This window comes from Streptomyces solincola (assembly GCF_002982015.1).
Taxonomy (GTDB): domain Bacteria; phylum Actinomycetota; class Actinomycetes; order Streptomycetales; family Streptomycetaceae; genus Streptomyces; species Streptomyces solincola.
Window position 1 is genome coordinate 1 of sequence record NZ_PVLV01000113.1, and the last position, 14,245, is coordinate 14,245.

General features: G+C 72.5%; 12 protein-coding genes. All 12 read left to right on the plus strand.

Annotation, left to right across the window (positions count from 1 at the left end):
• The first annotated feature begins 121 nt into the window (after window positions 1–121).
• Window positions 122–1,075, plus strand: coding sequence for an aspartate carbamoyltransferase catalytic subunit (locus tag C6N75_RS09100; RefSeq protein ID WP_105868353.1), 954 nt, complete (start codon window positions 122–124; stop codon window positions 1,073–1,075).
• 29 nt (window positions 1,076–1,104) lie between these two features.
• Window positions 1,105–2,391: a dihydroorotase gene (locus C6N75_RS09105; protein WP_105868354.1), complete on the plus strand. Its 1,287-nt coding sequence runs from the start codon at window positions 1,105–1,107 to the stop codon at window positions 2,389–2,391.
• The gene (locus tag C6N75_RS09110) at window positions 2,388–2,990 is read left to right on the plus strand and encodes a PH-like domain-containing protein (RefSeq protein ID WP_256107447.1); all 603 of its coding nucleotides are present in this window, start codon (window positions 2,388–2,390) and stop codon (window positions 2,988–2,990) included. The genes C6N75_RS09105 and C6N75_RS09110 overlap by 4 nt, the downstream gene beginning before the upstream one ends.
• On the plus strand, window positions 2,987–4,132 hold the full coding sequence (gene carA, locus C6N75_RS09115; RefSeq protein WP_105868355.1) for a glutamine-hydrolyzing carbamoyl-phosphate synthase small subunit: 1,146 nt from the start codon (window positions 2,987–2,989) through the stop codon (window positions 4,130–4,132). The genes C6N75_RS09110 and carA overlap by 4 nt, the downstream gene beginning before the upstream one ends.
• Window positions 4,125–7,433 carry a carbamoyl-phosphate synthase large subunit gene (gene carB, locus C6N75_RS09120; protein ID WP_105868356.1) on the plus strand — a complete coding sequence of 1,103 codons (3,309 nt, stop codon included), beginning with the start codon at window positions 4,125–4,127 and terminating at the stop codon, window positions 7,431–7,433. The genes carA and carB overlap by 8 nt, the downstream gene beginning before the upstream one ends.
• Before the next feature lie 81 nt (window positions 7,434–7,514).
• A complete protein-coding gene (locus C6N75_RS09125; RefSeq protein WP_105868357.1) occupies window positions 7,515–8,618 on the plus strand; it encodes a quinone-dependent dihydroorotate dehydrogenase in 1,104 nt (367 codons plus the stop codon).
• Window positions 8,615–9,478, plus strand: coding sequence for an orotidine-5'-phosphate decarboxylase (gene pyrF / locus C6N75_RS09130; protein WP_105868358.1), 864 nt, complete (start codon window positions 8,615–8,617; stop codon window positions 9,476–9,478). Before C6N75_RS09125 ends, pyrF begins: the two co-directional genes overlap by 4 nt.
• 373 nt (window positions 9,479–9,851) lie before the next feature.
• Window positions 9,852–10,175, plus strand: coding sequence for an integration host factor (locus C6N75_RS09135; RefSeq protein ID WP_105868359.1), 324 nt, complete (start codon window positions 9,852–9,854; stop codon window positions 10,173–10,175).
• Window positions 10,176–10,271: 96 nt separating this feature from the next.
• Window positions 10,272–10,892 carry a guanylate kinase gene (gmk, locus tag C6N75_RS09140; protein ID WP_105868360.1) on the plus strand — a complete coding sequence of 207 codons (621 nt, stop codon included), beginning with the start codon at window positions 10,272–10,274 and terminating at the stop codon, window positions 10,890–10,892.
• A 137-nt stretch (window positions 10,893–11,029) separates the two neighbouring features.
• Entirely contained in the window at window positions 11,030–11,302 is a 273-nt protein-coding gene (gene rpoZ / locus C6N75_RS09145) for a DNA-directed RNA polymerase subunit omega (protein ID WP_005319902.1), read from the plus strand.
• A 116-nt stretch (window positions 11,303–11,418) separates the two neighbouring features.
• On the plus strand, window positions 11,419–12,681 hold the full coding sequence (gene coaBC / locus C6N75_RS09150) for a bifunctional phosphopantothenoylcysteine decarboxylase/phosphopantothenate--cysteine ligase CoaBC (protein WP_105868361.1): 1,263 nt from the start codon (window positions 11,419–11,421) through the stop codon (window positions 12,679–12,681).
• Window positions 12,682–12,986: 305 nt separating this feature from the next.
• A partial coding sequence (metK, locus tag C6N75_RS09155) for a methionine adenosyltransferase (protein WP_105868362.1) occupies window positions 12,987–14,245 on the plus strand: 1,259 nt, incomplete at its 3' end.

Here is a 14,245-nt window from a genome sequence, read left to right on the forward strand (position 1 = left end):
CCGCCCGTACCCCTCCCGTGCGTACGGGTCTCCCGGCGCGGCGCACCGCCCCCCCCGTGCGCCCGCACGCCTGAGCGACACCCTCCGCGAGACCTTCCGCGAGACCTGGAGACAGCCCCCGATGTTGCGCCACCTGATCTCGGCCGCAGACCTCTCCCGCGACGACGCCGTGCTCATCCTCGACACCGCCGAGGAGATGGCCCGGGTCGCCGACCGGCCGATCAAGAAGCTGCCCACCCTGCGCGGCCGGACGGTCGTCAACCTCTTCTTCGAGGACTCCACCCGCACCCGGATCTCCTTCGAGGCCGCCGAGAAGCGGCTGTCCGCCGACGTCATCAACTTCGCCGCCAAGGGCTCCTCGGTCTCCAAGGGCGAGTCCCTGAAGGACACCGCGCAGACCCTGGAGGCGATGGGCGTGGACGCCGTCGTCATCCGGCACGGGGCCTCCGGCGCGCCCTACCGGCTCGCCACCTCCGGCTGGATCGACGCCGCCGTCGTCAACGCCGGCGACGGCACCCACCAGCACCCCACCCAGGCCCTGCTCGACGCCTTCACCCTGCGCCGCCGCCTCATCGGCCCGGACGCCGGGCTGGGCCGGGACCTGGCCGGCAAGCGGGTCGTCATCGTCGGCGACATCCTGCACAGCCGGGTCGCCCGCTCCAACGTCGACCTGCTGCACACCCTCGGCGCGGACGTGGTGCTGGTCGCCCCGCCCACCCTGCTGCCGGTCGGCGTCGAGACCTGGCCCTGCGAGGTCTCCTACGACCTCGACTCCGCGCTCGCCGCGTGCGACGCGGTGATGATGCTGCGCGTCCAGGCCGAGCGGATGAACGCCGCCTTCTTCCCCACCGAGCGCGAGTACTCCCGCCGCTACGGCCTGGACGGCGACCGGATGGCCCGGCTCCCCGAGCACGCCATCGTGATGCACCCCGGGCCCATGGTCCGAGGCATGGAGATCACCGCCGACGTCGCCGACTCCCCGCGCTGCACGGTCGTCGAACAGGTCGCCAACGGCGTCTCCATCCGCATGGCCGTCCTGTACCTGCTGCTCGGCGGCACCGAGCCCGCTGTCTGACCCCCTTCGTACCGAGGAGAGCACGAACGATGAGCAAGACCCTGATCCGCGGTGCGCAGGTGCTCGGCGGCGACGTCCAGGACGTCCTCGTCGACGGCGAGACCATCGCCGCCGTCGGCACGGACCTGCCCGCCGGCGACGCCACCGTGATCCAGGCCGGCGGGCAGGTCCTGCTGCCCGGCCTGGTCGACCTGCACACCCACCTGCGCGAGCCCGGCCGTGAGGACTCCGAGACCGTCCTCACCGGCACCCGGGCCGCCGCCACCGGCGGCTACACCTCGGTGTTCGCCATGGCCAACACCTTCCCCGTCGCCGACACCGCCGGCGTGGTCGAGCAGGTCTACCGGCTCGGCCGCGACCACGGCTACTGCGACGTGCAGCCCATCGGCGCCGTCACCGTCGGCCTGGAGGGCCGCAAGCTCGCCGAGCTGGGCGCCATGCACGACTCCGCCGCGGGCGTCACCGTCTTCTCCGACGACGGCAAGTGCGTGGACGACGCGGTCATCATGCGGCGCGCCCTGGAGTACGTGAAGGCCTTCGGCGGCGTCGTCGCCCAGCACGCCCAGGAGCCCCGGCTCACCGAAGGCGCCCAGATGAACGAGGGCACCGTCTCCGCCGAGCTGGGCCTCGGCGGCTGGCCCGCCGTCGCCGAGGAGTCGATCATCGCCCGGGACGTGCTGCTCGCCGAGCACGTCGGCTCCCGGCTGCACGTCTGCCACCTCTCCACCGCCGGCTCCGTCGAGATCGTCCGCTGGGCCAAGTCCCGCGGCATCGACGTCACCGCCGAGGTCACCCCGCACCACCTGCTGCTCACCGACGAGCTGGTCCGCAGCTACGACCCGGTCTACAAGGTCAACCCGCCGCTGCGCACCGAGCGGGACGTCCTCGCGCTGCGCCGGGCGCTCGCGGACGGCACCATCGACATCGTGGCCACCGACCACGCCCCGCACCCGCACGAGGACAAGGACTGCGAGTGGGCCGCCGCCGCCATGGGCATGGTCGGGCTGGAGACCGCGCTGTCCGTCGTCCAGCAGACCATGGTGGAGACCGGGCTGCTCGACTGGGCCGGCGTCGCCGACCGGATGTCCTTCGCGCCGGCCCGCATCGGCCGCGCCGCCGGCCACGGACGGCCCGTCTCGGCTGGTGAGCCCGCCAACCTCACCCTGGTCGATCCGGCATACCGTGGGACCGTGGACCCCGCGGGCTTCGCCTCCCGCAGCCGCAACACCCCCTACGAGGGCCGCGAGCTGCCGGGGCGCGTCACCCACACCTTCCTGCGGGGCCGGGCGACGCTCATGGACGGGAAGCTGGCGTGACACCTGCACTGATCGACAACACCCCCGCGCTGGCCGCGCTGGCCGCCGAGCCGAAGTCGGCGGAGGTGACCGACTGGGCCTCCCGGATCGGCTGGGTCGCCGGACTGCTGCTCTTCGTCGCCCTGGTCTACTGGCTGATGCGCCAGGGCTGGAAGTGGCGCGGCAGCCTCCAGTCGGACCTGCCTGAGCTGCCGGAGATCCCGGACGCGCCCGGCGCGCCCCGGCTCACGATGACCGGCCGCTACCACGGCTCCACCACCGCCGGGCAGTGGCTGGACCGGATCGTCGCCCGCGGACTGGGTACCCGCAGCCGCGTGGAGCTGACGCTCACCGACGCCGGCCTGTCCGTCGTACGCCCCGGGGACCGGGACTTCTTCGTCCCCGCCGCCCAGGTGCGCGGCGCGCGGCTGGACAAGGGGATCGCCGGCAAGGTGCTCGCCGAGGGCGGCCTGCTGGTCGTCACCTGGGAGCACGGCGGCAGGCTGCTGGACTCCGGCTTCCGCTCCGACACCGCCGCCGAGCACACCGCCTGGGTCGAGGCCCTCGGCCTCCTCCCGCTGAACGACATCACCGCTACCAAGGAAGGCGCCGCACGATGACGACCGCCCTCACCCGGGGAGCTGCCAAGGCTCCCGCCGTACTCGTCCTGGAGGACGGCCGCATCTTCCGCGGCCGCGCCTACGGGGCCGTGGGGGAGACCTTCGGCGAGGCCGTGTTCTCCACCGGGATGACCGGCTACCAGGAGACGCTGACCGACCCCTCGTACCACCGCCAGGTCGTCGTCATGACCGCCCCGCACGTGGGCAACACCGGCGTCAACGACGAGGACCCCGAGTCGGGCCGGATCTGGGTCTCCGGCTACGTGGTCCGCGACCCCGCCCGGGTCACCTCCTCCTGGCGCTCGCGCCGCACCCTGGACGAGGAGCTGGCCGCCCAGGGCGTCGTCGGCATCTCCGGCGTCGACACCCGCGCGCTCACCCGCCACCTGCGCGAGCGCGGCGCGATGCGGGTCGGCATCTTCTCCGGCGAGACGCTGGCCGACGAGGCCGAGCTGCTGGCCCGGGTCAAGGACGCCCCGCAGATGAAGGGCGCCGACCTGTCGGCCGAGGTCGCCACCAAGGAGGCCTACGTCGTCCCCGCGATCGGTGCGAAGAAGTTCACCGTGGCCGCCGTGGACCTGGGCATCAAGGGCATGACCCCGCACCGGATGGCCGAGCGCGGCATCGAGGTGCACGTGCTGCCCGCCACCGCCACCGCCGAGGACGTCTACGCGGTCGCCCCCGACGGCGTGTTCTTCTCCAACGGGCCCGGCGACCCGGCCACCGCCGACGGCCCGGTGTCCGTGATGCGGGCCGTGCTGGAGCGCGGCACCCCGCTGTTCGGCATCTGCTTCGGCAACCAGATCCTCGGCCGCGCGCTGGGCTTCGGCACCTACAAGCTGAAGTACGGCCACCGGGGCATCAACCAGCCGGTGCAGGACCGCACCACCGGCAAGGTCGAGGTCACCGCGCACAACCACGGCTTCGCCGTCGACGCGCCCCTGGACACCGTGTCCGAGACCCCCTACGGCCGCGCCGAGGTCTCCCACGTCTGCCTCAACGACAACGTCGTGGAGGGCCTGCGCCTGCTGGACCGGCCGGCCTTCAGCGTCCAGTACCACCCCGAGGCCGCCGCCGGCCCGCACGACGCCGCGTACCTCTTCGACCGCTTCACCGCCCTGATGGAGGCCGAGCGTGCCTAAGCGCACCGACATCCAGTCCGTCCTGGTCATCGGCTCCGGTCCGATCGTCATCGGCCAGGCCGCCGAGTTCGACTACTCCGGCACCCAGGCGTGCCGGGTGCTCAAGGCCGAGGGCCTGCGGGTCATCCTGGTCAACTCCAACCCGGCCACGATCATGACCGACCCGGAGATCGCCGACGCCACCTACGTCGAGCCGATCACCCCCGAGTTCGTCGAGAAGATCATCGCCAAGGAGCGCCCGGACGCCCTGCTGCCCACCCTGGGCGGCCAGACCGCGCTCAACACCGCCATCTCCATGCACGAGCAGGGCGTCCTGGAGAAGTACGGCGTCGAGCTGATCGGCGCGAACGTCGAGGCCATCCACAAGGGCGAGGACCGCGACCTGTTCAAGGGCGTCGTGGAGGCCGTACGCGAGAAGATCGGGCACGGCGAGTCCGCCCGCTCGGTCATCTGCCACACCATGGACGACGTCCTCAAGGGCGTCGACACCCTCGGCGGCTACCCCGTCGTCGTCCGCCCCTCCTTCACCATGGGCGGCGCCGGCTCCGGCTTCGCCCACGACGAGGAGGAGCTGCGCCGCATCGCCGGCCAGGGCCTCACGCTCTCCCCGACCACCGAGGTGCTCCTGGAGGAGTCCATCCTCGGCTGGAAGGAGTACGAGCTGGAGCTGATGCGCGACAAGCACGACAACGTCGTGGTCGTCTGCTCCATCGAGAACTTCGACCCGATGGGCGTGCACACCGGCGACTCCATCACCGTCGCCCCGGCGATGACCCTCACCGACCGCGAGTACCAGCGGCTGCGCGACATCGGCATCGCGATCATCCGCGAGGTCGGCGTCGACACCGGCGGCTGCAACATCCAGTTCGCGATCGATCCCGAAGACGGCCGGATCATCGTCATCGAGATGAACCCCCGGGTCTCCCGCTCCTCCGCGCTCGCCTCCAAGGCCACCGGCTTCCCGATCGCCAAGATCGCCGCCCGGCTGGCCGTCGGCTACACGCTGGACGAGATCCCCAACGACATCACCGAGAAGACCCCGGCCTCCTTCGAGCCGACCCTCGACTACGTCGTGGTCAAGGCCCCGCGCTTCGCCTTCGAGAAGTTCCCGCAGGCCGACTCAACCCTCACCACCACCATGAAGTCGGTCGGCGAGGCCATGGCCATCGGCCGCAACTTCACCGAGGCCCTCCAGAAGGCGCTGCGCTCGCTGGAGAAGAAGGGCAGCCAGTTCGCCTTCACCGGCGACCCCGGCGACAAGGCCGAGCTGCTGCGCGAGGCGGTCCGCCCCACCGACGGGCGCATCAACACCGTGATGCGGGCCATCCGGGCGGGCGCCACCCCCGAGGAGGTCTTCGACGCCACGAAGATCGACCCCTGGTTCGTCGACCAGCTCTTCCTGATCAAGGAGATCGCCGACGAGCTGGCCGCCGCCGAGCGCCTCCACCCCGAGCTGCTCGCCGAGGCCAAGCGGCACGGCTTCTCCGACGCCCAGATCGCCGACATCCGCGGCCTGCGCGAGGACGTCGTCCGCGAGGTCCGCCAGGCCCTCGGCGTCCGCCCGGTCTACAAGACCGTCGACACCTGCGCCGCCGAGTTCGCCGCCAAGACCCCGTACTTCTACTCCTCGTACGACGAGGAGACCGAGGTCGCCGAGCGCGAGAAGCCCGCCGTGATCATCCTCGGCTCCGGGCCCAACCGCATCGGCCAGGGCATCGAGTTCGACTACTCCTGCGTCCACGCCTCCTTCGCGCTGCACGACGCCGGCTACGAGACCGTCATGGTCAACTGCAACCCGGAGACCGTCTCCACCGACTACGACACCTCCGACCGGCTCTACTTCGAGCCGCTCACCCTGGAGGACGTACTGGAGATCGTGCACGCCGAGGCGCAGGCCGGCCCCATCGCCGGCGTCGTCGTCCAGCTGGGCGGACAGACCCCGCTCGGCCTCGCCCAGGCCCTCAAGGACAACGGCGTGCCCGTCGTCGGCACCTCCCCCGAGGCCATCCACGCCGCCGAGGACCGCGGCGCCTTCGGCCGCGTGCTCGCCGAGGCCGGACTGCCCGCCCCCAAGCACGGCACCGCCACCACCTTCGACGGGGCCAAGGCCATCGCCGACGAGATCGGCTACCCGGTCCTGGTCCGCCCCTCCTACGTGCTCGGCGGCCGCGGCATGGAGATCGTCTACGACGAGACCCGGCTGGAGGCGTACATCGCCGAGTCCACCGAGATCAGCCACGACCGCCCCGTCCTGGTCGACCGCTTCCTCGACGACGCCATAGAGATCGACGTCGACGCGCTCTACGACGGCCACGAGCTGTACCTCGGCGGCGTCATGGAGCACATCGAGGAAGCCGGCATCCACTCTGGCGACTCCGCCTGCGCGCTGCCCCCGATCACCCTGGGCGGCTTCGACATCAAGCGGCTGCGCGCCTCCACCGAGGCCATCGCCAAGGGCGTCGGCGTCCGCGGGCTGATCAACATCCAGTTCGCCATGGCCGGGGACATCCTCTACGTCCTGGAGGCCAACCCGCGCGCCTCCCGGACCGTGCCCTTCACCTCCAAGGCCACCGCCGTGCCGCTGGCCAAGGCCGCCGCCCGCATCTCGCTCGGCGCCACCATCGCCGAGCTGCGCGACGAGGGCCTGCTGCCGAAGAACGGCGACGGCGGCACCCTGCCCCTGGACGCGCCGATCTCCGTCAAGGAGGCCGTGATGCCGTGGACCCGCTTCCGCGACGTCTACGGGCGCGGCGTGGACACCATCCTCGGCCCGGAGATGCGCTCCACCGGCGAGGTCATGGGCATCGACGCCGTCTTCGGCACCGCCTACGCCAAGTCGCAGGCCGGCGCCTACGGCCCCCTGCCCACCAAGGGCCGCGCGTTCATCTCCGTCGCCAACCGCGACAAGCGCTCGATGATCTTCCCGGCCCGCGAGCTGGTCGCCCACGGCTTCGAGCTGATGGCCACCTCCGGCACCGCCGAGGTCCTCAAGCGCAACGGCATCAACGCCACCGTGGTGCGCAAGCAGTCCGAGGGCCCCGGCCCCGACGGCGAGCGGACCATCGTCCAGCTCATCCACGACGGCGAGGTCGACCTCATCGTCAACACCCCCTACGGGACCGGCGGCCGGCTCGACGGCTACGACATCCGCACCGCCGCGGTCGCCCGCTCCGTCCCGTGCCTCACCACGGTCCAGGCGCTCGCCGCGGCCGTCCAGGGCATCGAGGCCCTCGGCCACGGAGGCGTCGGCGTCCGCTCCCTCCAGGAGCACGCCGAACACCTCACCGCGGCCCGCGACTAGCACCGCCCGCACGAAGGGGGACACCGAAGAACCGGTGTCCCCCTTCGTATGACCGACCCGCCGCACGGACCCCGAGGACCCATGTACAAGCTCTTCTTCCACCTCGTCTTCACCCGGATGGACCCCGAGGCCGCCCACCACCTGGCCTTCCGCTGGATCCGCCTCGCCGCCCGGATCCCCGTCCTGCGCACCTTCGCCGCCGCCGCCCTCGCGCCCCGCTACGAGGAGCTGCGCACCGAAGCGCTCGGCCTGCGCATGCACGGGCCCTTCGGCCTCGCGGCCGGCTTCGACAAGAACGCCGTCGCCGTCGACGGCATGGCCATGCTCGGCTTCGACCACGTCGAGATCGGCACCGTCACCGGCGAGGCCCAGCCCGGCAACCCGAAGAAGCGCCTCTTCCGGCTCGTCTCCGACCGCGCCCTGATCAATCGCATGGGCTTCAACAACGACGGCTCCGCCGCCGTCGCCGAGCGGCTGCGCACCCGCACCCCCGTCTTCCGGACGGTCGTCGGCGTCAACATCGGCAAGACCAAGACCGTCCCGGAGGCCGAGGCCGCCGCCGACTACGTCAAGTCCACCGAACGCCTCGCCCGGCACGCCGACTACCTGGTCGTCAACGTCTCCTCGCCCAACACCCCCGGCCTGCGCAACCTCCAGGCCACCGAGGCGCTGCGCCCCCTGCTCACCGCCGTCCGCGAGGCCGCCGACCGCACCGTCACCGACCGGCGCGTCCCGCTGCTGGTCAAGATCGCCCCCGACCTCGCCGACGAGGACGTGGACGCCGTCGCCGACCTCGCCGCCGAACTCGGCCTGGACGGCATCATCGCCACCAACACCACCATCACCCGCGACGGGCTGAAGTCCCCCGCCTACCTCACCAGCGAGACCGGCGGCCTCTCCGGCGCCCCGCTCAAGGACCGCTCGCTGGAGGTGCTGCGCCGGCTCTACGCCCGGGTCGGCGACCGGCTCGTCCTGATCGGCGTCGGCGGCGTCGAGAACGCCGAGGACGCCTGGCAGCGCATCCTCGCCGGCGCCACCCTCGTCCAGGGCTACAGCGCCTTCGTCTACGAGGGCCCCGCCTACGCCCGCGCCGTCCACAAGGGCCTCGCCGCACGCCTCGCGGCCTCCCCGTACGCCACCCTCGCCGAGGCCGTCGGCGCCGACACCCGGAAGGCCGCCGCATGACCGCCCCCGCCACCCCCGCCCCCTTCGGCGCCCGGCTCCGCCGGGCCATGGACGCCCGCGGCCCGCTCTGCGTCGGCATCGACCCGCACGCCTCCCTGCTCGACGCCTGGGGCCTTGCCGACGACATCGCCGGGCTGACCTCCTTCACCCGCACCGTGGTGGACGCCCTGGCCGACCGGGTCGCCGTCTTCAAGCCGCAGAGCGCCTTCTTCGAGCGCTTCGGCTCCCGGGGCCTGGCCGTCCTGGAGGACGCCACCGCCGACCTGCGCGCGGCCGGCGCGCTCGTCGTCATGGACGCCAAGCGCGGCGACATCGGCTCCACCATGGCCGCCTACGCCGACACCTACCTGCGCCCCGGAGCCCCGCTCTTCTCCGACGCGCTGACCGTCTCCCCGTATCTCGGCTACGGCTCGCTGGCGCCGGCCGTCGAGCTGGCCCGGGCCAGCGGCTGCGGGCTGTTCGTGCTCGCCCTCACCTCCAACCCGGAGGGCGCCGAGGTCCAGCGCGCGACCGCCGCCGACGGCCGCACCCTGGGCGCCGCCATGCTCGCCCACCTCGCCGCGGAGAACGCCGCCGAGCGGGCCGCCGGCAGCCCGCTCGGCTCGTTCGGCGCGGTGGTGGGCGCGACCCTGGGCGACCTGTCCTCCTTCGACCTGGCCACCGGCGGCCCGCTGCTCGCCCCCGGCATCGGCGCGCAGGGCGCGACCCCCGCCGACCTGCCGGCCGTCTTCGGCCCGGCGGTGCGCGACGTGGTGCCCAGCGTCAGCCGCGGGGTCCTGCGGCACGGTCCGGACGCCGCCGCCCTGCGCGCGGCGGCCGAGCGGTACGCGGACGAGGTGCGGGCGGCCGTCGGGGGCTGAGCCGCCGCGGCGGGTGCGCCGGACCACGTCCGGGCAGCACAGAGCCCCGCTCGGCACGCGGCTGACCACGGGCGGCGACCGTGCGCGTACCCGCAGCGGTCGCCGGTACGCCTTCCGTGTGTCGCGCGGCGAGCCCCAGCCGGCGACCTACGGCGGAAACCGAGCGAAAACCGGTTCAATATGTCGCCAATGTCGGGGTAGGCCGATCCTGACCAGGACTTTTCGTTCGTTCTCGCTGACTCCGGCGGCCTTGGCCGCTAGTCTCCGACGCAGAGACCGCGAGCACGCCGTTGCTCGCAGCTCCCCTGGTGAGGGGCGAACAGGTTCCTCACCGGTCCGTATCCGACAGTTCGACATCCGAGGTGACGTAGGCGTGGCTCTTCCGCCCCTTACCCCTGAACAGCGCGCAGCCGCGCTCGAAAAGGCCGCCGCGGCTCGCCGGGAGCGGGCCGAGGTCAAGAATCGACTCAAGCACTCCGGCGCCTCCCTCCACGAGGTCATCAAGCAGGGCCAGGAGAACGAGGTCATCGGCAAGATGAAGGTCTCCGCCCTGCTGGAGTCCCTCCCCGGCGTGGGCAAGGTCCGCGCCAAGCAGATCATGGAGCGCCTGGGGATCTCCGAGAGCCGCCGGGTGCGCGGGCTCGGGTCCAACCAGATCGCCTCCCTGGAGCGCGAGTTCGGCGGCGCCGGCGCCTGAGGTCGGCCCTGGTCGGAATCCGTCCTCGCGGGGACGGGTTCCGACCGGTTCGGACCTGCGGCCCGGGCGCCCGGGTGAACCTGGAATAATCGCCCCATGGCTGCAACAACCCCGGGGGACACCCACCCCCACGCTCCGCTGGGAGACGCCCCGGTATCCCCGGACCCACGTCCGCGGCTGACCGTGCTGTCCGGCCCCTCCGGGGTCGGCAAGAGCACGGTGGTCGCCCACATGCGCAAGGTCCACCCCGAGGTCTGGCTCTCGGTGTCGGCCACCACCCGCGGACCGCGGCCAGGTGAGCGCGACGGGGTCCAGTACTTCTTCGTCGGCGACGACGAGTTCGACAAGCTCGTCGCCAACGGCGAGCTGCTGGAGTGGGCGGAGTTCGCCGGCAACCGCTACGGCACCCCGCGCCGCGCGGTGCTGGAGCGACTGGAGGCCGGCGAGCCGGTGCTGCTGGAGATCGACCTCCAGGGCGCCCGGCTGGTCCGCGAGTCGATGCCCGACGCGCAGCTCGTCTTCCTCGCGCCGCCGAGCTGGGACGAGCTGGTCCGCCGGCTCACCGGCCGGGGCACCGAGTCCCCCGAGGTCATCGAGCGCCGCCTGGAGGCGGCCAAGACCGAGCTGGTCGCCGAGGCCGAGTTCGACACCACCCTGGTCAACACCTCCGTCGAGGACGTGGCGCGTGAGCTGCTAGCCTTGATGGAAGTTGTCTGAATCTTTCCTGATCTCCTCGCTGGTCTCCCTCCGCGGATCGGAAGCTCCGCGAAGGCCCGGACCCGCAGATCCACAGATCCGCAGGTCCGGAGATCCGCAGACCGGGAGATCCCCATCCCCTTATCGGAAGGTAGAGCGTGTCCTCTTCCATCACCGCGCCCGAGGGCATCATCAACCCCCCGATCGACGAGCTGCTCGAGGCGACCGACTCCAAGTACAGCCTCGTGATCTACGCGGCCAAGCGCGCCCGTCAGATCAACGCCTACTACTCGCAGCTCGGCGAGGGCCTGCTGGAGTACGTCGGTCCGCTGGTGGACACGCACGTCCACGAGAAGCCCCTCTCGATCGCCCTGCGCGAGATCAACGCGGGTCTGCTGACCTCCGAGGCCATCGAGGGCCCGGCCCAGTAAGGCGCCGAGAGCAGCGTCACCCCAGGCCCGGTGGACCCGTCCCCGGGCCTGTGGTGTGCAATGGCACCGACGGACGGGCCGTGGCACCCGTCAGCGAGAGCAGCCGGGAGGCGCGAGTGGACAAGCCGAAGGTCGTCCTCGGGGTGAGCGGCGGCATCGCCGCCTACAAGGCGTGCGAGCTGCTGCGGCGGCTGACCGAGTCCGGTCACGACACCCGGGTGGTGCCGACCGCGTCGGCCCTGCACTTCGTCGGTGCCCCGACCTGGGCGGCGCTCTCCGGCCACCCGGTGTCCACCGAGGTCTGGTCCGACGTCCACGAGGTGCCGCATGTGCGGATCGGGCAGGGCGCCGACCTGGTCGTGGTCGCCCCCGCGACCGCCGACCTGCTGGCCAAGGCCGCCCACGGGCTCGCCGACGACCTGCTGACCAACACCCTGCTGACCGCCCGCTGCCCGGTGGTCTTCGCGCCCGCCATGCACACCGAGATGTGGGAGCACCCGGCCACCCGGGAGAACGTCGCCACCCTGCGCCGGCGGGGCGCGGTCGTCATCGAGCCCGCCGTCGGCCGGCTGACCGGCGCCGACTCCGGAAAGGGCCGGCTGCCCGACCCGGACGCGATCCTCGCCGTCTGCCGCCGGGTGCTCGCCCGGGGCCCGGCCGCCCCCGACCTGGCCGGCCGCCATGTGGTGGTCAGCGCGGGCGGCACCCGGGAGCCGCTGGACCCGGTCCGCTACCTGGGCAACCGCTCCTCCGGCCGGCAGGGGTACGCCCTGGCCGCCACCGCCGCCGCCCGGGGGGCCCGGGTCACGCTGGTCGCGGCCAACACCGACCTGCCCGACCCGGCCGGCGTGGACCTGGTCCGCGTCGGCACCGCGGTGCAGTTGCGGGAGGCCGTGCTGAAGGCCGCCGCCGACGCCGACGCGGTGGTGATGGCCGCCGCCGTGGCCGACTTCCGCCCCGCCTCGTACGCCACCGGCAAGATCAAGAAGCGGGACGGCGAGGAGCCCGCGCCGGTCGCGCTGGTCCGCAACCCCGACGTCCTCGCGGAGGTCTCCGCCGACCGGGCCCGGCCCGGGCAGGTGGTCGTCGGGTTCGCCGCCGAGACCGACGACGTGCTGGCCAACGGCCGCGCCAAGCTCCGCCGCAAGGGCTGCGACCTGCTCGTGGTCAACGAGGTGGGGGAGAGCCGGACCTTCGGCTCGGCGCTGAACGAGGCCGTGGTGCTGGGCGCCGACGGCACCGAGACCGCCGTCCCGCACGGGCCGAAGGAGGACCTGGCCGACACGGTCTGGGACCTGGTCGCCGCCCGGCTGGCCGGACCGGCCGGCGGCGCCCCGTCCGGCGCGGCCCCGGCCGGGCCGCCGGTGAACACTGCGTGAAAGCCGGGTGGTCCGGTCGGGTGCCGGAATGCGTCCGCCTGTGGGCATTCCGGCGTATGAATGTGGCCGAATAGGCCCGGATCCGGTCCGTCCGCGTGACCAAGGCGGTCATTCCGGCGTATCAATAGGGCCGTACGGAGTCGGAGGTGGTCCCGTCGCGTGACCAATCCGTCTCCCACGGTGCGAGACACCTGGTCCGAACGCGAGCAGTGCCCGATAAACTGTCCTCGGATCGACGAGGGGCCGCAGCCCCCTGCCGGTCCGCAAACCACCAGCCAGCAGCCGCTGCAAACACAGGGAGCGTTGTGTCCCGTCGCCTGTTCACCTCGGAGTCCGTGACCGAAGGTCACCCCGACAAGATCGCTGACCAGATCAGCGACACCATCCTCGACGCGCTGCTGGCGGCCGACCCCACCTCCCGCGTCGCCGTGGAGACCCTGATCACCACCGGCCAGGTGCACATAGCCGGCGAGGTCACCACCTCCGCGTACGCCGACATCGCCACCCTCGTCCGCGAGACGATCCTGCGCATCGGCTACGACTCCTCCGCCAAGGGCTTCGACGGCGCGTCCTGCGGGGTGTCGGTCTCCATCGGCGCGCAGTCCCCGGACATCGCGCAGGGCGTCGACACGGCGTACGAGATGCGGGTCTCCGGCACCGCGGACGCGCTGGACGAGCAGGGCGCCGGCGACCAGGGCCTGATGTTCGGCTACGCCTCGGACGAGACGCCGACCCTGATGCCGCTGCCCATCGACCTGGCGCACCGGCTGTCCGCCCGGCTCACCGAGGTCCGCAAGGACGGCACCGTCCCCTACCTCCGTCCCGACGGCAAGACGCAGGTCACCATCGAGTACCAGGGCAGCCGCCCGGTGCGGCTGGACACCGTCGTGGTCTCCACCCAGCACGCGAGCGGCATCGATCTGGACGGACTGCTCGCGCCGGACATCCGCCGCCACGTCGTGGAGCACGTCCTCGCCGCGCTCGCCGAGGACGGCATCGAGCTGGAGACCGAGGGCCACCGGCTGCTGGTCAACCCCACCGGGCGGTTCGAGATCGGCGGTCCGATGGGCGACGCCGGACTGACCGGCCGCAAGATCATCATCGACACCTACGGCGGCATGTCCCGCCACGGCGGCGGCGCGTTCTCCGGCAAGGACCCGTCCAAGGTGGACCGTTCGGCCGCCTACGCCATGCGCTGGGTCGCCAAGAACGTCGTCGCCGCGGGGCTCGCCTCGCGCTGCGAGGTCCAGGTCGCCTACGCCATCGGCAAGGCCGAGCCGGTCGGCCTGTTCGTGGAGACCTTCGGCACCGCCGCCGTCGCCCAGCACGTCATCGAGAAGGCCATCTCGGTCGTCTTCGACCTGCGCCCGGCCGCGATCATCCGCGACCTCGACCTGCTGCGGCCCATCTACGCCCAGACCGCCGCCTACGGCCACTTCGGCCGCGAGCTGCCCGACTTCACCTGGGAGCGCACCGACCGCGTCGCCGCCCTCCGCGACGCGGTCGGTGCGCTCCCAGGTGAAGTCGGGCAGCTCGCGGCCGAAGTGGCCGTAGGCGGCGGTCT